Source organism: Streptomyces sp. NBC_00273, assembly GCF_036178145.1.
Classification (GTDB): domain Bacteria; phylum Actinomycetota; class Actinomycetes; order Streptomycetales; family Streptomycetaceae; genus Streptomyces.
In genome coordinates this window covers 5,193,187-5,213,947 of record NZ_CP108067.1, presented here as the reverse complement: position 1 = coordinate 5,213,947, position 20,761 = coordinate 5,193,187, and the positions used below count along the sequence as shown (strand labels likewise).

At 69.1% G+C, this 20,761-nt stretch carries 21 protein-coding genes; 11 read left to right on the top strand and 10 right to left on the bottom strand.

The features are described from left to right. Window positions 1–48 precede the first annotated feature (48 nt). Window positions 49–1,050, bottom strand: coding sequence for a cytochrome d ubiquinol oxidase subunit II (gene cydB, locus OG386_RS22885; protein WP_327384385.1), 1,002 nt, complete (start codon window positions 1,048–1,050; stop codon window positions 49–51). A gap of 18 nt (window positions 1,051–1,068) precedes the next feature. Beyond that, the gene (locus OG386_RS22880; RefSeq protein WP_328789683.1) at window positions 1,069–2,574 is read right to left on the bottom strand and encodes a cytochrome ubiquinol oxidase subunit I; all 1,506 of its coding nucleotides are present in this window, start codon (window positions 2,572–2,574) and stop codon (window positions 1,069–1,071) included. A 191-nt stretch (window positions 2,575–2,765) separates the two neighbouring features. Between OG386_RS22880 and OG386_RS22875 the strand changes: the two genes are divergently transcribed. Continuing rightward, window positions 2,766–3,134, top strand: a complete 369-nt coding sequence (locus OG386_RS22875) for a cyclophilin-like fold protein (RefSeq protein WP_328789682.1) — start codon at window positions 2,766–2,768, stop codon at window positions 3,132–3,134. Window positions 3,135–3,144: 10 nt separating this feature from the next. On the opposite strand, the gene hisC is transcribed toward OG386_RS22875, so the two are convergent. Further along, window positions 3,145–4,224 carry a histidinol-phosphate transaminase gene (hisC, locus tag OG386_RS22870; RefSeq protein WP_328789681.1) on the bottom strand — a complete coding sequence of 360 codons (1,080 nt, stop codon included), beginning with the start codon at window positions 4,222–4,224 and terminating at the stop codon, window positions 3,145–3,147. 361 nt (window positions 4,225–4,585) lie between these two features. Between hisC and OG386_RS22865 the strand changes: the two genes are divergently transcribed. The 4 genes from OG386_RS22865 (at window position 4,586) to OG386_RS22850 (ending at window position 8,585) form a co-directional block, all read left to right on the top strand. After that, complete coding sequence (locus OG386_RS22865) at window positions 4,586–5,701, top strand: LacI family DNA-binding transcriptional regulator (RefSeq protein ID WP_266594788.1); 1,116 nt, start codon at window positions 4,586–4,588, stop codon at window positions 5,699–5,701. 270 nt (window positions 5,702–5,971) lie between these two features. Beyond that, window positions 5,972–7,255 carry a metallophosphoesterase gene (locus OG386_RS22860; RefSeq protein ID WP_443053318.1) on the top strand — a complete coding sequence of 428 codons (1,284 nt, stop codon included), beginning with the start codon at window positions 5,972–5,974 and terminating at the stop codon, window positions 7,253–7,255. A 148-nt stretch (window positions 7,256–7,403) separates the two neighbouring features. Continuing rightward, a complete protein-coding gene (locus OG386_RS22855; protein ID WP_328789679.1) occupies window positions 7,404–8,222 on the top strand; it encodes a hypothetical protein in 819 nt (272 codons plus the stop codon). A 198-nt stretch (window positions 8,223–8,420) separates the two neighbouring features. Continuing rightward, a complete protein-coding gene (locus OG386_RS22850) occupies window positions 8,421–8,585 on the top strand; it encodes a hypothetical protein (RefSeq protein WP_327384379.1) in 165 nt (54 codons plus the stop codon). 168 nt (window positions 8,586–8,753) lie between these two features. Here the strand turns inward: OG386_RS22850 and thiC are convergent, their stop codons facing one another. Beyond that, window positions 8,754–10,541 carry a phosphomethylpyrimidine synthase ThiC gene (gene thiC / locus OG386_RS22845; RefSeq protein WP_266594783.1) on the bottom strand — a complete coding sequence of 596 codons (1,788 nt, stop codon included), beginning with the start codon at window positions 10,539–10,541 and terminating at the stop codon, window positions 8,754–8,756. A 179-nt stretch (window positions 10,542–10,720) separates the two neighbouring features. On the opposite strand from thiC, the gene OG386_RS22840 reads away from it, so the two are divergent. After that, window positions 10,721–12,244 (top strand): YibE/F family protein, encoded by a 1,524-nt coding sequence (locus OG386_RS22840; RefSeq protein WP_443053187.1) that lies wholly within the window; start codon window positions 10,721–10,723, stop codon window positions 12,242–12,244. A gap of 144 nt (window positions 12,245–12,388) precedes the next feature. Here the strand turns inward: OG386_RS22840 and OG386_RS22835 are convergent, their stop codons facing one another. The 4 genes from OG386_RS22835 to OG386_RS22820 all read right to left on the bottom strand — a co-directional run bounded on the left by OG386_RS22835 (window position 12,389) and on the right by OG386_RS22820 (window position 14,682). Beyond that, entirely contained in the window at window positions 12,389–12,838 is a 450-nt protein-coding gene (locus OG386_RS22835; protein ID WP_328789677.1) for an SsgA family sporulation/cell division regulator, read from the bottom strand. Between the two features lie 97 nt (window positions 12,839–12,935). Further along, window positions 12,936–13,682 carry an IclR family transcriptional regulator gene (locus OG386_RS22830; protein WP_328789676.1) on the bottom strand — a complete coding sequence of 249 codons (747 nt, stop codon included), beginning with the start codon at window positions 13,680–13,682 and terminating at the stop codon, window positions 12,936–12,938. 299 nt (window positions 13,683–13,981) lie between these two features. After that, the gene (locus OG386_RS22825) at window positions 13,982–14,209 is read right to left on the bottom strand and encodes a DUF5326 family protein (RefSeq protein ID WP_328789675.1); all 228 of its coding nucleotides are present in this window, start codon (window positions 14,207–14,209) and stop codon (window positions 13,982–13,984) included. A 155-nt stretch (window positions 14,210–14,364) separates the two neighbouring features. Beyond that, window positions 14,365–14,682: a cupin domain-containing protein gene (locus OG386_RS22820; RefSeq protein WP_301369093.1), complete on the bottom strand. Its 318-nt coding sequence runs from the start codon at window positions 14,680–14,682 to the stop codon at window positions 14,365–14,367. A gap of 89 nt (window positions 14,683–14,771) precedes the next feature. On the opposite strand from OG386_RS22820, the gene OG386_RS22815 reads away from it, so the two are divergent. The 5 genes from OG386_RS22815 to OG386_RS22795 all read left to right on the top strand — a co-directional run bounded on the left by OG386_RS22815 (window position 14,772) and on the right by OG386_RS22795 (window position 18,610). Next, window positions 14,772–15,152 (top strand): phage holin family protein, encoded by a 381-nt coding sequence (locus OG386_RS22815; RefSeq protein WP_327384372.1) that lies wholly within the window; start codon window positions 14,772–14,774, stop codon window positions 15,150–15,152. Window positions 15,153–15,163: 11 nt separating this feature from the next. Beyond that, window positions 15,164–15,655 carry a low molecular weight protein-tyrosine-phosphatase gene (locus OG386_RS22810; RefSeq protein ID WP_328789674.1) on the top strand — a complete coding sequence of 164 codons (492 nt, stop codon included), beginning with the start codon at window positions 15,164–15,166 and terminating at the stop codon, window positions 15,653–15,655. Further along, a complete protein-coding gene (locus OG386_RS22805) occupies window positions 15,652–16,806 on the top strand; it encodes a cystathionine gamma-lyase (protein WP_328789673.1) in 1,155 nt (384 codons plus the stop codon). Before OG386_RS22810 ends, OG386_RS22805 begins: the two co-directional genes overlap by 4 nt. Window positions 16,807–17,163: 357 nt before the next feature. After that, complete coding sequence (locus tag OG386_RS22800; protein ID WP_328789672.1) at window positions 17,164–18,069, top strand: LysR family transcriptional regulator; 906 nt, start codon at window positions 17,164–17,166, stop codon at window positions 18,067–18,069. Window positions 18,070–18,130: 61 nt separating this feature from the next. Next, window positions 18,131–18,610: an NUDIX hydrolase gene (locus OG386_RS22795; protein WP_328789671.1), complete on the top strand. Its 480-nt coding sequence runs from the start codon at window positions 18,131–18,133 to the stop codon at window positions 18,608–18,610. Window positions 18,611–18,643: 33 nt separating this feature from the next. On the opposite strand, the gene OG386_RS22790 is transcribed toward OG386_RS22795, so the two are convergent. Together OG386_RS22790 and OG386_RS22785 are read right to left on the bottom strand one after the other, a co-directional pair. Further along, on the bottom strand, window positions 18,644–19,831 hold the full coding sequence (locus OG386_RS22790; RefSeq protein WP_328789670.1) for a globin domain-containing protein: 1,188 nt from the start codon (window positions 19,829–19,831) through the stop codon (window positions 18,644–18,646). A gap of 142 nt (window positions 19,832–19,973) precedes the next feature. Beyond that, on the bottom strand, window positions 19,974–20,624 hold the full coding sequence (locus OG386_RS22785) for an HAD family hydrolase (RefSeq protein WP_328789669.1): 651 nt from the start codon (window positions 20,622–20,624) through the stop codon (window positions 19,974–19,976). Window positions 20,625–20,761 lie beyond the last annotated feature (137 nt).

Genomic DNA, 20,761 nt, shown 5'->3' with positions numbered 1-20,761 from the left:
CGTCAGCCGGACGGGCGGGTCATACGTCGCGGGGACTCGGTTCAGGGCTCAGTGCACATCGACGATGTGCTGGGTCCCGATCCTCTTGCGGAACACCCAGTACGTCCAGCCTTGGTAGAGCAGTACGAGCGGGGTGGCCACGGCCGCGCACCAGGTCATGATCTTCAGGGTGTACGCGCTGGACGAGGAGTTGGTGACCGTGAGGTTCCAGGCCTCGTTCAGCGAGGACGGCATGACGTTCGGGAAGAGCGTGAGGAAGAGCATCGCGACGGCCGCCGCGATGGTGACCCCGGACAGTGCGAACGACCAGCCCTCGCGGCCGACCAGGTTGAAGCCGAGGGCCCCGACCAGCGCCAGCACCGCGACGATCATCGCGATCAGGCTCTGGCCGTCGCCGCGCGAGACCTGGGTCCAGATCAGGAAGACCAGGGCCAGCACGGCGGTGACCACGCCCAGCCGGGTCGCCAGCTTCCGCGAGCGGTCGCGGATGTCACCGACGGTCTTGAGCGAGGTGAAGACCGTGCCGTGGAAGGTGAACAGGGTGAGGGTGACCAGTCCGCCGAGGATCGAGTAGACGTTGAGCAGGTCGAGGAAGGTCCCGACGTACTCCTTGTTCTCGTCAATCTTGACGCCGCGCACGATGTTGGCGAAGGCGACGCCCCACAGAAACGCGGGGATCAGCGAGGTCCAGAAGATCGCGTGTTCCCAGTTGGTCTGCCACCGGTCCTCGGGGCGCTTGTGCCGGTACTCGAAGGCGACGCCACGGATGATGAGGCAGATCAGGATGAGCAGCAGCGGCAGGTAGAAGCCCGAGAAGAGGGTGGCGTACCAGTCGGGGAAGGCGGCGAAGGTGGCACCGCCCGCGGTGAGCAGCCAGACCTCGTTCCCGTCCCACACGGGCCCGATCGTGTTGATCAGGACCCGCTTCTCCGTGCGGTCACGGGCGAGCAGCTTGGTCAGTACGCCGACTCCGAAGTCGAAGCCTTCCAGGAAGAAGTAGCCGGTCCACAGGACGGCGATGAGTACGAACCAGACATCGTGGAGTTGCATGGTGTGCGCTCCTCGGCCTCAGTACGAGAAGGCCATCGGCCGGTCGGGGTTCTTGTCGTCCCCACCGATCTTGGTGGGTGGGTTGAGGTCTGCCTCGGTGAGTTCGGGCGGTCCGGCCTTGACGTATTTGACGAGGAGCTTGACCTCGATCACGGCCAGCACCGCGTACAGGAGCGTGAACCCGATCATCGAGGTGAGCACCTCGGCCTGGGACACGTTCGGCGAGACCGCGTCCCTGGTGCGCAGGACTCCGTAGACGACCCAGGGCTGGCGACCCATCTCGGTGAAGATCCAGCCCCAGGAGTTGGCTATGAGCGGGAAGCCCATCGTCCAGAGCGCGACGATCCAGTACAGGTTGGTGAACTTCGGGCTCAGCGGCTTCTTGAAGAGGACCAGGTGCGGGACCTCGTCCTCCCCGGTCCGCAGCTGCGCCGGCAGCATGAACCGCTTGCGGGTCAGCCACAGGCCCAGTGCTCCGATGCCGAGGGAGGCCATGCCGAAGCCGATCATCCAGCGGAAGCCCCAGTAGGCGACGGCGATGTTGGGCCGGTAGTCGCCGGGGCCGTACTTCTCCTGCTCGGCCTTGTTGACGTCGTTGATGCCCGGGACGAATGAGGTGAAGTCGTCGTTGGCCAGGAAGGACAGCAGGCCGGGGATCTCTATCGCGACCTTGTTGTGGCCCTTGTCGACGTCTCCGTAGGCGAAGACGGAGAAGGGCGCGGGCGCCTCGCCGTCCCACAGCGCTTCCGCAGCGGCCATCTTCATGGGCTGCTGCTTGTACATCACCTTGCCGAGCAGGTCACCGCTGATCGCCGTGCCCATACCAGCGATGATCATGACGATCAGGCCGAGGCGCAGCGAGCTCCGCATCACGGGGACGTGCTTCTTGCGTGCCAGGTGGAAGGCGGAGATGCCGGCCATGAACGCGCCGCCGACCAGGAAGGCGGCCGTGATCGTGTGGAAGAACTGGGTGAGCGCGGTGTTCTGGGTCAGTACGAGCCAGAAGTCGGTGAGCTCGGCCCGGCCCCGCTCTTCGTTGATGCGGTACCCGACCGGGTGCTGCATCCAGGAATTGGCCGCCAGGATGAAATAGGCGGACAGGACGGTGCCCATGGACACCATCCAGATGCACGCCAGGTGGATCTTCTTCGGCAGCTTGTCCCAGCCGAAGATCCACAGACCGATGAAGGTCGACTCGAAGAAGAAGGCGATCAGCGCTTCGAAGGCCAGGGGGGCCCCGAAGATGTCGCCGACGAATCGCGAGTAGTCGGACCAGTTCATGCCGAACTGGAACTCCTGGACGATGCCGGTGACGACACCCATCGCGATATTGATCAAGAAGAGCTTCCCCCAGAACTTCGTGGCTCTGAGGTACTTCTCCTTCTCGGTGCGCACCCACGCCGTCTGCAAGCCCGCCGTCAGGGCGGCGAGCGAGATCGTCAGGGGTACGAACAGGAAGTGGTAGACGGTCGTTATACCGAACTGCCATCGCGCCAATGTCTCCGGCGCCAAAGCTAGGTCCACGTCGTCTTCTCCTTGTCGTCGCCGTGGTCACAGCCGCAGTCTGCCTGGCGGGTTCCCTCCATATCGGGAGGAAGCAGGACACGCTTGTGAACGCGTTCACATTCACAAGCATTATGTCGCACCACTCTCGGCCACCTTCGAGCGGGGTACCCCTCTAGCCAATCGATTCAACAGATTGTTGAATTCGGCTCATGCAGATACGAATCTCCTGGCCCGCGGGCCAGCTCACCGCAACCCTCGACGAGACCCCGACCAGCAAGGCGCTGGCCGAGGCCCTTCCGATTTCCGCCTCCGCCAACACCTGGGGCGAGGAGGTCTACTTCGACACCGGGGTCACTGTCGCCCTGGAGGACGACGCCCAGCAGGTCGTCGCCCCCGGCACGGTCGCGTTCTGGACCGAGGGCGACGCCCTCGCGCTGCCCTACGGCCCCACACCCATCTCACGCGGAGGCGAGAGCCGCCTCGCGAGCCCGTGCAACGTGCTCGGCTCGTTCGACGGCGACCCCCGCCTGTTGTCCACCGTCCGCGACGGCGATCCCGTCCGCGTGGAACTCGCCTGACCCTTACCTTCTAGAGCTCCTTGAAGAACGCCTCGGCCGTGTGCAGGAAGAGGTCGTTCGCCTCGGTCTCACCGATCGTGACCCGCAGGCCCTCGCCCGCGAAGGGCCGGACCACCACACCGGCCTTCTCGCAGGCAGCCGCGAACTCGGCGGTCCGCTCACCCAGCCGCATCCACACGAAGTTCGCCTGCGTGTCCGGAACGGTCCAACCCTGGGCGACCAGCGTCTCGTGCACCCGCGTGCGCTCGCTCACCAGCGCCCCGACGCGGCCCATCAGCTCGTCCTCGGCGCGCAGCGAAGCCACCGCCGCGTCCTGCGCGAGCTGGCTGACGCCGAAGGGCACCGCCGTCTTGCGCAGCGCCGCCGCGACCGGCTCGTGCGCGACCGCGAAGCCGACCCGCAGACCGGCCAGGCCGTACGCCTTGGAGAACGTACGCAGCACGGCGACGTTCGGGCGGTCGCGGTAGAGCTCGATGCCGTCCGGTACGTCCGCGTCCCGCACGAACTCGCGGTACGCCTCGTCCAGGACCACCAGGACGTCCGAGGGCACCTGGTCCAGGAAGCGCTCCAGCTCGGCGCGGCGCACGGCCGTGCCGGTGGGGTTGTTCGGGTTGCAAACGAAGATCAGCCGGGTCCGGTCGGTGATCGCCGCGGCCATCGCGTCCAGGTCGTGGACGTCGCCGTCGGTCAGCGGGACCCGCACCGAGGTCGCGCCCGAGATCTGCGTGATGATCGGGTACGCCTCGAAGGAGCGCCAGGCGTAGATCACCTCGTCGCCCGGCCCGGCGGTCGACTGGATCAGCGACTGGGCCACGCCGACCGAGCCGGTGCCCGTGGCGATGTGCTCGACCGGCACGCCGAAGCGCTCGGCGAGCTCGTTCACGAGGCCGGTGCAGGCCATGTCGGGGTACCGGTTGAAGTTCCCGGCCGCGGCGACCGCGGTCTCCAGCACGCCCGACAGCGGCGGGTACGGGTTCTCGTTCGAGGACAGCTTGTACGCGACAGGCCCTCCCGCGGCAGCCGGCTTGCCGGGCTTGTACGTCGGAATGCCGTCCAGCTCGGCGCGCAGCTTCGGGCTCTTCTCGCTCACCGCAGGTCCTCCTCGACCGTCCACTACGACGTCGCCGTCGACTCAATACTGCTCACCTTATGAGGATTCCGCCGTTCCGAGAATGGGGGCGCCAGGAATGCGGGGGAGCGCACGCATATATGCGCGCGCCGGTGGCCTGCGCCGTGGCGCGCATCCCTCGTGCAGGTGAGTTGAGAACGGCCCGAGATCACATCGTTTTGGCATGCCCGGACCCGACGACAAGCTTCACACTCACCCCCAGCGACCAATGACCTTCATTTCCAAGGTCATTGGGGGTGGCGAACCATGCAGAAACGTGCCTGTCCATGCCTGCATATGCACCCAGACCACCCTCCCCACCGAGCCCTACTATCGGCTCGCCATGACAGCAGCAGGGAAGCATCAGGTGAGCCGGACCGAGACCACCCGGCGGGCCGCCGGCCGACAGGGCCGGGCCGGCATCAGGGACGTGGCCGCAGCGGCGGGCGTCTCCATCACGACCGTCTCCGACGCGCTCAATGGCAAGGGACGGCTGCCCGACGCCACCCGCCGCCACGTTCGCGAAGTGGCCGACCGGCTGGGCTACCGCCCCTCGGCCGCCGCCCGCACCCTCCGTACCGGCAAGTCCGGCCTCATCGGCCTGACCGTGACGACGTACGGGGATGAACCTTTCACCTTCACCGAATTCGCCTACTTCGCCGAGATGGCCAGGGCCGCCACCTCCGCCGCGCTCGCCCGCGGCTACGCCCTGGTCATCCTCCCCGCCACCTCCCGACACGACGTGTGGTCCAACGTCGCCCTCGACGGCACCGTCGTCATCGACCCCTCCGACCACGATCCCGTCGTCACCGAACTGGTCCGCCAAGGCCTGCCCGTGGTCTCCGACGGCCGCCCCGCAGGCTCCCTCCCCGTCACCGCCTGGGTCGACAACGACCACGAGGCCGCCGTACTCGGCCTGCTCGACCACCTCGCCGCCGCCGGCGCCCGCCGGATCGGACTGCTGACCGGGACCACCACCGACACCTACACCCGGCTCTCCACCACCGCCTACCTCAGCTGGTGCGAGCGCGTCGGCCAGGACCCCGTCTACGAGTCCTACCCCGCCCACGACCCGTGCGCGGGCGCCGTCGCCGCCGACCGGCTCCTCGCCCGCCCCGACCGGCCCGACGCGGTCTACGGGCTCTTCGACCCCAACGGCACCGATCTGCTCGCCGCCGCCCGCCGCTACGGCCTGCGCGTCCCCGAGGACCTGCTGCTCGTGTGCTGCAGCGAATCCACCGTCTACGCCAACACCGAGCCGCCCATCACCACCCTGTCCCTCAAACCCCGCCGCATCGGCACCGCCGTCGTGCAACTGCTCATCGATGCGATCGAGGGAGTGGACACCGGACGCCCCGTCGAACAGGTCGTCCCGACCGAACTCATCATCCGTACCTCTTCACAGCGCAGGCAGCCCCGCACGACCATCAGCCCGCCCCGTTCGCCGGCCCAGGACTGACCGACAGACCGTCCGGTCGGCCTGCCGACGGGCCGACCTCGGACCGTCCAAGGACCATCCGAGGACCGACTGAGCACCAACCAGGGACCGGTCGAGGATTTCCGCAACGCCGATATCGGGAGAAAACGGCAGGAACGATCGGCTCCGTAAAGGATTCACTACCCCTGGTGCGTCACAGAGCGCGAGCCGCATTCCTATGATGGGCGCACGACATCACGGACCCTCCTCCTTGGAGGTCAGGAGGGTCCGCAGGTGTACGGCAGCGCGACGGTGGTGGAGGGGTCGATGACTCAGGGGGCCGGTCAGGGACCCGCGATGCGGACGGACACGCTGCGGGACTTCCGGGTTCCCGTCACCGAACCCGCCCTGTACGCCGTATCCACGTCCACCGGGCTGCCCGGAGAGCCCCCGGTGTACGGCGAATACCCGGCGTACTACGAGGACGCCACGCCGAACGTGCCGCCGCAGCCCGGCTACCCGCCGCAGCCGCCCGCGCATCAGCCGGCCGCGCCGCAGGCGCCCCTGCAGCAGCCCCCGTACCCCGACACGCGCATCCACGCGCGCCCCGACGCCGAACCGGCGCACACGGCGCCCCGGGGCCCGGACGAGGACGACCTGGAGGGCTACACCCCGACCTACCGGGACCTGCCCGTCATCGGCCGCGGCGCACTCGGCGGCCCCGGCGACACCGTCCAGGTCCAGTACGTGCCCCAGGAACAGGCCGCGGGTCCCGGCCCCCTCTACGTCGTCGGCGACGTCCACGGCTACCTCGACGAGCTCGTCACCGAACTCCACGCCCAGGGTCTGATCGACGCGGAGCGCCGCTGGTCCGCCGGCAACGCCCGGCTCTGGTTCCTCGGCGACTTCACCGACCGCGGCCCCGACGGCATCGGCGTCATCGACCTCGTCATGCGGCTGTCGGCGGAGGCCGCCGCCGCCGGCGGCTACTGCAAGGCCCTGATGGGCAATCACGAGCTCCTGCTCATCGGCGCCAAGCGGTTCGGCGACACCCCGGTCGTCTCCGGCGCCGGCACCGCCACCTTCCAGGCCGCCTGGCTCCTCAACGGCGGCCAGCGCACCGACATGGAGCGCCTGCAGGACGTCCACCTGCAGTGGATGTCCCGCCTGGACGCAGCCGTCCTGGAGGAGGGCCACCTGCTGCTGCACTCCGACACCACGGCCTACCTCGACTACGGCGACTCCATCGAGGACGTCAACGACACCATCCACGAGCTCCTCAACCGCGCCGACGCCGACATCACCTGGGACCTCTTCCGCAAGTTCACCAAGCGGTTCGCCTTCCGCGACGAGGGGACCGGCCCGGCGGCCGTACGCGAACTCCTCGACACCTACGGCGGCAGCCGCGTCGTCCACGGGCACAGCCCCATCCCGTACCTGCTCGGTGAAGTGGGCACCGAGGACGGCGACGGGTCGCGGGGCCCCGAGGCCGTGGACGGCCCGCACGTGTACGCGGAAGGGCTGGCCATCGCGATGGACGGCGGGGTGACGATGGCGGGCAAACTGCTTGTCGTACAACTTCCCCTGAGCGACTGAGAGCTTACGGAGAGGGGTATTTCCGGAAAGCCCCTGTCACGGCGTGGCGTGGGCGCTCTACCATCGCTCTATCCGTAGCAGGCTCTCCTCCGTTTGTGCCGGCGCCCGGGTCTACGCGGGCAAACCGGCTTCTACGGAGCATCGGGGGATGCACATGACCAGCGCTCCGCACCTGCTGACCGAAGACCGACCGGAGTTCGATCGGCTCGTCGACGAGGCGCTGCGCGCCGCGCACGAGCGGCCCGAACTCGCCACCCTCGGCGAACGGCTGAATGCCGAACAGCTGCGCACCATGGCCCAGGGGGCCAGCGCCCTGCTGGCGGCCGCGGCCGCCGCCGAGTACGGGCACTACGTGAAGGTCCGCGAGGAACGACGCGACGAAGTACTGGCCCCGCCCGGCACGACGGGGGACGAGGACGGCGCCCAGGACAGCGGTGGCGGCGCCGGCATCGGCGCCGTGGTCGCGGTCCTCGCGCCCGTCCTGGCGGGCACCGCCATGCTGATCTTCCTGCTCGTGGGCTACATCCTGAAGATGATCGAGCCCGAACCGGCCTTCGCCGAAACCATGCTGACGGCGGGGTGGCTCTTCGGCGGGCTCACCGCGGCCGCCCTGCTCTTCGCCGTGATCGGGCTGCTGGTGACGGCCGTCCGCAACAGCGCGACCGAGGTGGGGGCGGACGAGACGGAGGCGATACCCGACGAGGTCGCCCGGGCCCGCGAGGCCTGGCGGCACGCCCTGCTGGAGCGCGGCATCATGCCCTTCCTGCGGGACGCACTGGCCGATCCGAGCGCCGGCCCCGGCTTCCCCACGCCCCGCACCCCGGCGGCCGGCCGGATCCCCAACTTGGGGTACAGCCGGCCCGACTTCACCAGCCCGGGATCCCCGTCGGAGAGTCCGCGGCCCGGCTACACGCCTCCGGACTTCACCAGTCCGGACTTCGGCGGCCCGGAACACGAACCGGAGTGACCCCGGTGCGGGCGTCAGTGACCCGCACCGGCCACCGGCCGTACGGAGGGCCGCCTGGTCCGCCCTCCGGATACCGCAAGGTCGCCTCGGGATGTCCGGAAACCATCACGATGATCCGTTCATCACTTGAGTGGGCTTTATCTCGCCCATACGGTCATTTACGACCGTAGCGATGAACGACCACAGCAGGGGACGCAGATGGAAGACGGGCGAACGGCCGGGGCGGTCCTGGGGCTTGCGGGCTTCAACGCCGCCCTGACCCTGGCAGCAGCCGCAGCCACGTGGGATGACGGCCCCACTCCGTGGGCGGCCGCTGCCGCGAGTTCCGCGCTCGTCTTCCTCGTGCTCCTTCGCAAGCGCTGATGATCGTGATCCGGCCAGATCATCGGCCGAGGCGAGGGAGCAGCCCTGAGTCGGGTGAGCAGCCCTGAGGCAGGTGGGCAGCCCCGAGGCGGGTGAGCAGCCCCGAGGAGGGAGCGACCGACCGACGGCTCCCCCCACGGTGCCGTCGGGCGGTCGCGTTCGCCCAGGTCAGTCGGCCAGCGGCAGGTAGACGCGGCTGCCCGAGGCCGCGAACTCGGCGGACTTCTCCGCCATGCCCGCCTGGATCTCCTCCGCCTTCAGGTCGCCACCGTGCTCACGGCGGATGTCCTGCGAGATCTTCATCGAGCAGAACTTCGGACCGCACATGGAGCAGAAGTGCGCGGTCTTGGCCGGCTCCGCCGGGAGGGTCTCGTCGTGGAACTCGCGGGCCGTGTCCGGGTCGAGGGCCAGGTTGAACTGGTCCTCCCAGCGGAACTCGAACCGCGCGTCGGACAGGGCGTCGTCCCACTCCTGAGCGCCCGGGTGCCCCTTGGCCAGGTCCGCGGCGTGCGCCGCGATCTTGTACGTGATGACGCCGGTCTTGACGTCGTCGCGGTTGGGCAGGCCCAGGTGCTCCTTGGGCGTGACGTAGCAGAGCATCGCGGTGCCCCACCAGGCGATCATCGCGGCGCCGATGCCCGAGGTGATGTGGTCGTACGCGGGCGCGACGTCCGTGGTCAGCGGGCCGAGCGTGTAGAACGGCGCCTCCTCGCAGATCTCCTGCTGGAGGTCGATGTTCTCCTTGATCTTGTGCATCGGGACGTGGCCCGGGCCCTCGATCATCGTCTGGACGTTGTGTCGCTTGGCGATCGTGTTCAGCTCACCCAGCGTCTTCAGCTCGGCGAACTGGGCCGCGTCGTTGGCGTCCGCGATCGAACCGGGGCGCAGGCCGTCACCGAGGGAGTACGTGACGTCGTACGTCGCGAGGATCTCGCAGAGCTCCTCGAAGTTCGTGTAGAGGAAGTTCTCCTTGTGGTGCGCCAGGCACCACGCGGCCATGATCGAGCCACCGCGCGAGACGATGCCGGTCTTGCGGCGGGCGGTCAGCGGCACGTAGGGCAGCAACACGCCGGCGTGGACCGTCATGTAGTCGACGCCCTGCTCGGCCTGTTCGATGACCGTGTCCTTGTAGATCTCCCAGGTCAGGTCCTCGGCGCGGCCGTCGACCTTCTCCAGCGCCTGGTAGAGCGGGACGGTGCCGATCGGAACGGGGGAGTTGCGCAGCACCCACTCGCGGGTGGTGTGGATGTTGCGGCCGGTCGAGAGGTCCATGACCGTGTCGGCGCCCCACTTGGTCGCCCAGGTCATCTTGTCGACCTCCTCCTCGATGGAGGAGGTGACAGCGGAGTTGCCGATGTTGGCGTTGACCTTCACCAGGAACCGCTTGCCGATGATCATCGGCTCGATCTCGGGGTGGTTCACGTTCGCCGGAAGCACGGCGCGACCTGCGGCGATCTCCTCGCGGACGACCTCGGGGGAGACGTTCTCGCGGATCGCGACGTACTCCATCTCCGGGGTGATCTCGCCGCGGCGGGCGTACGCGAGCTGCGTGACGGCGGCGCCGCCACGGCCTCGGCGGGGCTGGCGGGGTCGGCCCGGGAAGACCGCGTCGAGGTTCTTGAGGCCGCCGCGCGGCGAGGTGTGCTTGATGCCGTCGTCCTCGGGGCGCACGGGGCGGCCCGCGTACTCCTCGGTGTCCCCGCGGCTGATGATCCAGTTCTCGCGCAGCGGCGCGAGGCCGCGGCGCACGTCGGTCTCGATCTGCGGGTCGGTGTACGGACCGGACGTGTCGTAGAGCGTCACGTCCTTGCCGTTGGTGAGGTGGACCTGGCGGACCGGCACCCGGAGGTCGGGGCGGGAGCCCGCCAGGTATCCCTTGTGCCAGCCGGGCTGGCGCTCGGTCTGGCCGTCGGCGTCCTGGCTGACGGCAGGCGTGCGTGCGTCCTGAATGGTCATGAGACCTGATCTCCCTACGCCGGCATTACCCGGTAACAGGTTCGGCGGTCGACGCAGCCTCTTCCCGTACGCATCTGTGATGCCCGTACGGTGATCAGCGTCCTCTCAGCCCGGTGCTCCGAGCTCCCGCGTTGTGCAAAGGTGCCCCCACGCTAGCGTCATCCATGGCGTGCTGAACAGTGGGCCCCCTCATCTCTTGCGATGATCTGCTGGTGACGCCCTCGCCGCAGCCCCCCATCGAGCACACAGAGCCCCATGGCCACAACGGCCACGCGCATGCGGGCCCCGGACCGTCCGACGGGCACCCCGGCGGGCACTCCGACAGACCCTCCGACAGCCACTTCGACGGTGGCTCGAGGGGCGTCTCGGACGGCGGCTCGGACGGTCACCCCCCGGGTCCGTCCCACGGCCACGGCCACGGCCACAGTCATGGCCACGGCCCGGCGGCCCCCGTCTCGAAGCACCTGCGCAAGGTCATCGCCGCCGTACTGATCCCCTTCGCCGTGGCCGTCTTCGTCGGCATGGTGGTGCTCTGGCCGGGCGGCGCCCCCGGCCACGAGCGCACGGGGGTGGGGTTCGACCGGCAGACCCAGCAGGGCGTGGTCGTATCGATCGAACAGGTCGACTGCAAATCCGTGAACGCCGCGCAGGTACCGACGACCGGTACCCCCGCCGCCCCCGGGGGCAGTGGGGGTCAGGCCGCGCCGACCGGTGAGTGCAAGAAGGCCACCGTCGAGGTCACCAGCGGCCCGGACAAGGGCCGCACCTTCGTGGAGGTCGTCCAGCCGGGCGCGCCGCGGCAGTTGGAGGACGGCCAGGAGGTGGTGGTGGCGTACGCACCGGACGCCCCCCGTGACCTGCAGTACTCGGTGATCGACGTGAACCGCAAGCTCCCGATGGCGCTGCTGGCCGGCATCTTCGCCGTCGCGGTCGTCGTCGTCGGGCGGATGCGCGGGCTGTTCGCGCTGGTCGCTCTGGTGGTCAGCTTCGGCGTACTGACCCTCTTCATCCTCCCGGCCATCCTGCAGGGTTCGAATCCGCTGGTCGTCGCGGTGGTCGGGGCGAGCGCCATCATGCTGATCGCGCTCTACATGTGCCACGGGCTGACCGCCCGTACCTCGGTGGCCGTCCTCGGCACCCTGGTGTCGCTGCTGCTGATCGGGCTGCTCGGCTCGGGTTTCATCGACTGGGCGTTCCTCAGCGGCAACACCGACGACAACACCGGGCTGATCCACGGGCTGTACCCGGACATCGACATGAGCGGTTTGCTGCTCGCAGGCGTGATCATCGGATCGCTGGGCGTGCTCGACGACGTGACGGTCACCCAGACGTCGGCGGTGTGGGAGCTGCACCACGCGGACCCCTCGATGGGGCCGCGAGCGCTCTACCGGGCGGCCATCAGGATCGGTCGCGACCACATCGCGTCGGTGGTCAACACTCTGGTGCTGGCCTACGCGGGTGCCGCACTGCCGCTGCTCCTACTGTTCTCGATCGCGAACAGCAGCATGGGTTCGGTGGCCAACAGCGAGCTGGTGGCGGAGGAGATCGTACGGACCCTGGTGGGCTCGATCGGTCTGGTGGCCTCGGTCCCCGTGACAACGGCACTGGCCGCGCTGGTGGTTTCTGCCGACCGACCGGGATCCCCGGCGGGCGCCCCGGCCGCGGGGCCGGTCCGCGGCCGGGGTCGGCGGCGCAAGCGCTGATCGGCCGAGGCGCCGGCAGGTCGTTCGGCCCGACCGGCGGCCGGTCGGCCGGCCGGCCGGACCAACGGCCGGTCGGGCGGCTGGTCGGCCGGACCAACGGCCGGTCGGGCGGCTGGTCGGCCGGACCGACGGCCGGTCGGACGGTCAGCCGGCGTTCTGTTCGTTCTGCTGCGATTCGGTGAGGATCTTGTCGAGGGCCTCGTCGAGGTTCTCCTCGAAGTCGCCCAGATTGCGCTCCTGTCCGAGCGGAACGATCCGGTCGGTGCGGTCGAGGAACGCGACGAGCGGCGCCGCGCTGGCGCGGAACAGGGCCCGGTCACCGCCGACCTGAAGGCGGATGTGAACGTCGGACAGGTCCTCCGGGTGGGTGGGGGCGATGTGCACGTCGCCGTCACCGCACGGCTTGTTGATGCCGTCGAGGAGGAGCTCCCGGCCGAACGCCCAGGTCACGGGCGCGTCTCCGGGGAGGTGGAAGGTCAGGCGGACCGCGTAGGGGTCGCGTGCGTCGTACCGGAGTTCCACCGGAATCCGGAACGAGAGCTCCTCGGAAACGAGGAAGCTCATCATGACCTCTGCCTGTACCGACTCGCGCATTGACTACCCCGCTGTAGTTGAAGTGGCCAGGAATGATCCCCCAGGACCCACTTGACAAGAGTGGTGGAAGCGGTAGCAGATCACAAGGAGTGAGTTTTCAGATACTGATAGAGAACGAGAGGGTGCTCAACAGCGCGCCTACTTCACTCCGTAGCCGATTGACTACATAGAGCAATCGTTCTTCTTGGTGGACGGGTAGAGAAATGGCCATCGTCGCGACCGTATCGCCGGCCGTAAGCGGGATGGCGGCACAGATCGTGCCGAGGGCATATTCCTGACGTTCGACCACCGGCTGCATTCGCCCCAGCGCCCCGATCCGGTTTTCCAGGGACCGGAGATCGCGGACGGTATAGGGGGTGATGGCCTCGACCGGATGACGGTCGTAGTAGTCCTTGCGCGTCTTCTCGTCGAGTTGCCCGAGCAGGCACTGCCCGATGGCGTGCGCATGGCCGGTCTCACGGAAGTCGGCCCACTCCTCGCAGGCCGGGCTGGCCGGAGTGTCCGAGACGCCCACGACCTCGATCTCGCCCTCGCGGTAGACCGCGAAGTAGACCGGGGCCCCGACCGTGTCGCGGAAGTACGCGAGCGAGTCGAGGATCATGCCGCGACGTTTCTGCTGGAGTCCCCCACGGGCGAGCCGCTCCGCGGCCTCCCCCAGCACGAACACGCCGCGCACCCTGCGCAGATAGCCCTCGTGCGTCAGTGTGCGCAGCAGGTGGTACGCGGTGGGAAGCGGGAGCCCGGCCTCGCGGGCCAGCTGTTTTGCCGGGGCTCCCCCGCTATGGGAACCCGCCGCTTCGAGCAGCCTCAGCGCGCGCTGCACCGAACCGATCAGAGTCGGCACACCGGCGTTGTGAACCGGAGACAAAGCTCACCCCCAGGCGTGGCAGCGGGCCTTTGGGGAGGCCCGCCCTGCGGGGGCCGCCCCCGCGCGTGCCGTGGATCCTGGGGGTCGTACTGGGGCGGCTCGTTTGCGTCGCCGCAGGTCAGGGCGGCAGGTCGGAGCGGCGGTACCGGCTTTCGGTGCCCAGGGAACGGCATAGATTGCCACTCTATCCACCGATTCCGGGGATGTGAGCCGTTCAGCGCGTCAGGTTCCCTCGCCTGGCTCAATCCCGGATCCGCCCGGACCGCTGCTCCTGGCTACCACTTGCCGGAGGAGGCCTTCGAGCCGCCGCCGCTGAACTTCTTCACGACGAAGATCAGTCCGCCGACGAGGCCGACGAAGAGGAGCAGCTTGAAGACGAACCCGATCAGCGCGCCCAGGATGCTGGTGATCACACCACCGAAGACGAAGATGGCCAGCAGCGGAACCGCGACCCACTTAACCCACCAGGGCATGCCTGCGAATATCTCTCGGATGCCGTCCATGTCATCGACCTCTTCTTCGTCCGTGGCTTCGTCCGCTACTTCCTGCTCTCGATGCTAGGAGTCCAAGGCCTCGTATCGGGGCCCGCGAGCCCTCGGAGTCCCCTGATCCGCCCCTTAGGGGGATCAGGGCCGCGACCCTCATCCGAGCGGGCCGCTCAGCCCTCCGGCGGGGAGAACACCACCATCACCCTCAGGTCCTCGGTGATGTGGTGGAACTTGTGCGCAACACCCGCCGGGACGTAGACGACGCTGCCGCGCGCCACGGTCGTCGTCTCCTCCCCGACGGTGATCGAGGCCCGGCCGCTGACGACGAAGTACACCTCGTCCTGGCGGTGCGGCAGCTGCGGATCGATCTGTCCGGCATCGAGCGCGTACAGCCCGACCGACATGTTCCGCTCGCGCAGGAACTGCAGATAGGCGCCGTCGTTCGCGGCCCGCTCCGCTTCGAGCTCGTCAAGCCGGAAGGCTTTCATCCTCGTTGTGCCCCTTGTACTCGATCGTTCCCTTGCATCCGCTGATCTGCGGATGTTCCACCGGGATCTTCTCTGCCACGATCAGACACATGACGAATTTCGTAGTCAAGACGCTCGCCAATGCGGCGGCCCTGGCCGTCGCCATCTGGCTGCTTTCCGGCATCACCCTCGACGACGGCAGCAGCACGGGCCGACGGGCGCTCACCCTGATCCTGGTCGCGCTGGTCTTCGGCCTGGTCAACTTGCTCGTCAAGCCATTGGTGAAGCTGCTCTCGCTGCCGCTGTTCATCCTCACCCTCGGCCTGTTCACACTCGTCGTGAACGCCTTGATGCTGCTGCTGACCTCGTGGCTGGCCTCGCAGCTCGACCTCAGCTTCCACGTCGACGGCTTCTGGACCGCTCTGCTCGGCGGCCTGATCATCTCCATCGTCTCCTGGGCCATGAACATGGTCCTGCCCGACAAGAACTGAACGGGCCTGCCATGTACCGCGTCTGCTTCGTCTGCACGGGCAACATATGCCGCTCCCCCATGGCCGAGTCGGTCTTCCGTGCCCACGTGGCGGCCGACGGCCTCGAGACCCTGGTCGAGGTGGACAGCGCCGGCACCGGCGGCTGGCACGAGGGGGACGGTGCCGATCCGCGCACCATCGCCGTCCTCGAGGCGGCCGGCTACGAGCAGGACCACCGGGCCCGCCAGTTCCGCTCCTCCTGGTTCGCCCGCCTGGACCTCGTCATCGCGCTCGACGCCGGGCACCTACGGGACCTCCGGGCACTCGCACCCACTGCGCAGGACGCCGCCAAGGTGCGGCTGCTGCGGTCCTACGACCCGGCGGCACCGGCCGCGGAGACCGACGTACCGGATCCTTACTACGGGCCGCTCGACGGGTTCGAGGAGTGCCTGGAGCTGGTCGAGGCCGCGAGCCCCGGCCTGCTGGACGCCGTACGCGCCGCCGTGAAGGAGCACACCGCGTGAACGAATACGCCCCGCAGGAAGCCGGAGCGGCCGCGCTCGGCGACGGCACCCGAGCCGTCCGGGCCGGACTGCCCGAGGCCGTCAAGAACGAACCGCCCCTGCCCGGACCGGTCTTCGCCGCCCATTTCCACCTCCCCGGTGACGTCGAAGGCCCGTACGCCTACGGGCGCGACACCAACCCCACCTGGACGCTGCTGGAACGGGCGATCGGGGAACTGGAGGCCCCCGGCGAGGACGTGCACACCATCGTCTTCGCCTCCGGCATGGCTGCGGTCTCCGCCGTCCTCCTCTCCCAGGCGCACACCGGCGACACCGTGGTCCTGCCCGACGACGGCTACCAGGCCCTGCCCCTGCTGCGCGAGCAGCTGGAGGCGTACGGGATCCACGTGCGCACCGCTCCGACCGGCGACGACGCCCAGCTCACGGCCCTCGACGGGGCCCGGCTGCTGTGGATCGAGACCCCTTCCAACCCCGGGCTCGACGTGTGCGACGTACGCCGCCTCGTGGACGCGGCGCACGCCGGCCGGACCCTGGTCGCCGTCGACAACACCCTGGCCACCCCGCTCGGGCAGCGACCCCTGGAGCTGGGGGCGGACTTCTCGGTGGCGAGCGGTACCAAGGGCCTCACCGGCCACGGCGACGTACTGCTCGGGTACGTCGTCTGCCGCGATCCGGAGCTCGCCGCCCGCGTCCGGCGGTGGCGCAAGATCGTCGGCGCGATTCCCGGGCCCATGGAAGCCTGGCTCGCCCACCGCTCCCTCGCCACGATCCAGCTGCGCGCGCACCGGCAGTGGGCCAACGCACTGGCCGTCGCCGAGGCACTGAGGCACCGGACGGACGTGAGCGGACTGCGCTACCCGGGGCTTCCCACGGACCGCTCCCACAAGACGGCCGCCCGGCAGATGCGGGGCTTCGGGTCGGTGGTCTCCTTCACCCTGCCCGACCGCGCGCACGCGGAGCGGTTCATGGCCGCCCTGGACCTGGTCGAGGACGCCACGAGTTTCGGCGGGGTACGGTCCACCGCCGAGCGGCGCGGACGCTGGGGCGGCGACGCCGTGCCGGAAGGCTTCATCCGCTTCTCCGCCGGCGCAGAGGACACCGAGGACCTGGTCGCGGACGTGCTGCGCGCCCTCGACCACGCGGGCGCCTAGGTCCTGTCGTCAAAGTGGCGTCGGCCGAGCCCGCGGCGTCCGGTGCCGTGCATCGCAAGGCGGAGGGGCGCCCGTGTACTGGACGTACTCGGGTGCCCCGACAACGCAGCGAGGTGTGGTGCCGGGCGTCGCGGGCCCGACGGGACTTTGACGACAGGGCCTAGGGCTGAACCGGGGACGGCCGTCGCCGTGTGAAGCGGTCCGAGCCTCCCCCCTGGTGGCTCGGACCGCCCCGGGTTCTGCGCGCGAAGAACCACGCGACAAGGCTAGTTGACTCTGCGTCAGAGTCCAATCACGGTAACGACAGGGAGCTATCTGCATATTTATAGTTGAAGGCCCCCACCGAGAGGTGCAGCGATGGACCTGACCCTGCTGCGCACCTTCGTCGCCGTCCACCGGGCCGGCTCCTTCACGCGCGCAGCCACCCTCCTCGGACTGTCCCAGCCCGCCGTGACCTCGCAGATCCGCACCTTGGAGCGTCAGCTGGGACGCCCGCTCTTCCACCGCCGGGCCCGTGGCGTCACCCCCACCGCCGTCGGCGACGAGCTGGCCCACAAGGCCGCCCCGCACCTCGACGCCCTGCTGCGGATCACCGAGGCCGAACGGGAGGCCGCCGGCGCATTGCGCACCCTCCACGTCGCCGGACCTCCCGAGTTCCTGTGCCTGCGCGTGCTTCCCGCGCTCGCCGTCCTCGTCGGTCAGGGCCACACCCTGCGCGCCGCCCCGCAGACCGATGCCGAGGCCACCCTCGACGGACTCGCCGCCGGCCACCACGACCTCGTCGTCACCACCGCCCATCCCCGGGGCGGGCTCTTCACCGCCACCGCGCTGTGCGACGAGGAGCACGTCCTGGTCGCCGCGCCCTACTGGGCCGCCCTCGTCGACACGGACCGGCTGTGCGAAGAGGGCTCCGCCGCACTGGACGGCATCCCGCTGGTCGAGGTCCACGAGAGCCTGCCGCTCGTCACCCGCTACTGGGCCGCCGTTTTCGACACCCTGCCCGATGCCAGGTCCCTGTCCGCCACCGTGGTCGTACCCGACCTGCGGGCCGTACTGGAGTGCGTCCGGGCCGGCGCCGGGCTCGCCGTCCTGCCCCGCTACCTGTGTCAGGACGCCCTCGACAGCGGTCGGATCGTGGCGCTGGCGGAGCCCGCCGTGCCGCCGCTGCGCACCTGGTTCCTGGTCGTACGCACCGGGAGCCTGGCCCTCGCCCACCTCGCTCGGGCGCACGACCGGCTGCTGGATGCCGCAGTGCACTGGTGAGCCCGCTCTTTTCCGGCCCGTGGCGCGTTTCAGAAGCGGAGTGGCGGGCCACTCTTCTCCCATGACCGAACGTCCCGTGGTCAAACGCACCGCCCGCGCGATCCTGCTCGACGGTGACGACCTGATCCTCATCAAACGCACCCGGCCCGGCGTCGACCCGTACTGGCTCACCCCCGGCGGGGGAGTGGAGTCCTCGGACCCCACCGTCGTCGACGCCCTCCACCGGGAGGTCCACGAAGAGCTCGGCGCGAAGATCACCGATGTGGTGCCCTGCTTCGTCGACACCGTCGAGCACATCGCCGACAGGGGGGTGACCGGTGTGAAGGTGCAGCACTTCTTCGTCTGCCGCCTCGAATCGATGGACCCGAACCTCCGGCACGGCCCCGAGGTAGACGAGCCCGAGGGCGAGTACGAGATCGTCCGCGTGCCCTTCAGCCGGGTGGGCATCGCCGCCGTCCATCTCGTCCCGCTGTCCCTGCGGCACTATCTCGACGGCAACATCGAGGGTGTCCGCGCCATGCACGCTCCCGACCTGGGCTGACGCCGGGCTGAGACCGGTGGGCTGCCTCCGGTCTCAATCGGCGATGCCGGCCAGCTCCTCCACGGCGTCGTGCCGGATCCGCTCGCAGGGGATGCCTATCCGCAGGAGCTCGTCCACGCCGTTGCGGATCATCGCGGGCGGGCCGGAGATGAACGCGTCGTACGAGCTCCACGGCCCGTGTTCCCCCACCGCGTGCGGCAACTGTCCGGCCAGCCCGTCGCCGACCACCGGGCGCACCGACAGCCACGGGTGCGAGCGCTGGAGCCCCAGCAGCGTGTCCTTGTCGTAAAGGTCGCTGTCACTGCGGGCCCCGAAGAACACCTCCACCGGCCGTCGCTCGCCGTGTTCGGCCACGTCCTCGATCAGCGCCTTGATCGGAGCGATCCCGGTGCCCCCGCCCAGGCACAGCATGCCGTTGTCCGTGGTGTGGTCCACCACCATCGACCCGGCCGGCGGTCCCAGTCGCAGTACGTCTCCCGGACGGGCGTGGCGCACCAGCGCATTGGAGACCCAGCCCGCGGGGACGGCCTTGACGTGGAAGGACAGCAGCCCGTCGGCGCGCGGCGCCGAGGCGAAGGAGTAGTGCCGCCACACCCGCGGCCACCACGGGGTCTCCAGGCTCGCGTACTGGCCGGCGAGGAAGGCGTAGGGCTGGTCGGGGCGGACGGTCAGTACCGCGATGTCGGGGGTGCGCAGATCGTGGGAGACCACCTCGGCGTGCCACCACGCGGGGGCCTTAGCCTCTTCCTCCGCCGCCGCGTCGATCATGATCTGGGAGATCGCGGTGTACGCCCGCACCCAGGCGGCCTGCGTCTCGGGTCCCCAACTGTCCCGCGCGTACCGGGCCAGTGCGCCGACGAGGGCCTCGCCGACCGCCGGGTAATGACCGGCCATCGTGCCGTACTTGCGGTGCCCGGTGCCCAGTCGGCGCAGATAGGGGACGAGGACGGCGGGATTGTCGATGTGCTCGGCTGCGGTCAGCAGTGCCTTCAGGAGCCGGTCCCGCTGTATGTCCATGGCGGCGGGGAACATGCCGCGCACTTCCGGGTGCCCGGTGAACACCAGAGCGTAGAAGTACGAGGTCACCTTGTCGGCGACGGGGGCGATCTCCGCGAGGGTCCGGCGGATGAGTACGGCATCCGGTGAGGGCTCGATCGCACCGTCCTCGCCGGATATCCGGGCCGATTCGCGTCTGTCCGATCTGGTGGGCGGAGCGTCCATGCGGTGCCTCGCTTCGAGCATCTCGGTCGGTCTGCACACGCCACGGCCTGTGAATCCGTGGTTCCGGGTCTCACAGCGTGCCAGCCGGCTCTGAGGCCTGCGGGGAAATGCAGAAATTCCGCGTTTCGAACCCACTTTCCTCCTAAGATGCGTCAACTCCCGGGCGCGTCAGCCCCACGAGCTGGTATGCCTCCCGAAGATCCCGGCCCTCGTAGACATGGGTCGCCCGCTCGGCGAGATAGGGCCTCGCATTCACCGCCACCGAGACCGGCACCGCCTCGAAGAGCATCGCGTCGGTCACCGAATCCCCATAGGCAACGCAGTCGGCCCGGCTCACACCGAACTGTGCGCAGAGCCGGTCCGCCACCATGACCTTGCCCTCGGGCGTCAGGATCCCGGACTCCTCCACGGGACGGGTGAACGGCACCTCCGGGAAGACCGAGCCGTGCGCGGCATGCGCACCCCACTCCAATAGCAGCTCCACGAAGAACGACGGCGACAGGGAAATCACCGCGCAGTAGTCCCCGCGTTCCCTGATCTCCTGCCACACGTCCCGGATCCCCGCGAGCCAGGGAGCCCCGTCGAACGCCGCCCGGACGTGCGCGGGCGTCAGATCGGCCCAGAGGGCGTGGGCGGCCACGGAGAACTGGTGCGGACCCATCTTCTGCGCGCCGAAGGCCCGTTCCAGCTCGGCGATCTCGGCGCTCAGCCCCAGCTGGCGGGAGATCTCGACCGGCGCCGCCGAGCCGTACATCAGCGTTCCGTCGAGGTCGAAGAGGTGCAGGAGGGTCATAGCCAACGAGGCTAGTCGGTCCGTTTCACGTGAAACACCGTGTTTCACGTGAAACACCGTTCGGCCGACCGTGCGGGGGTACCAGGTGTTTCACGTGAAACATTCGACCCCAAATCCTCTGGACGGCCCCCAGTCCA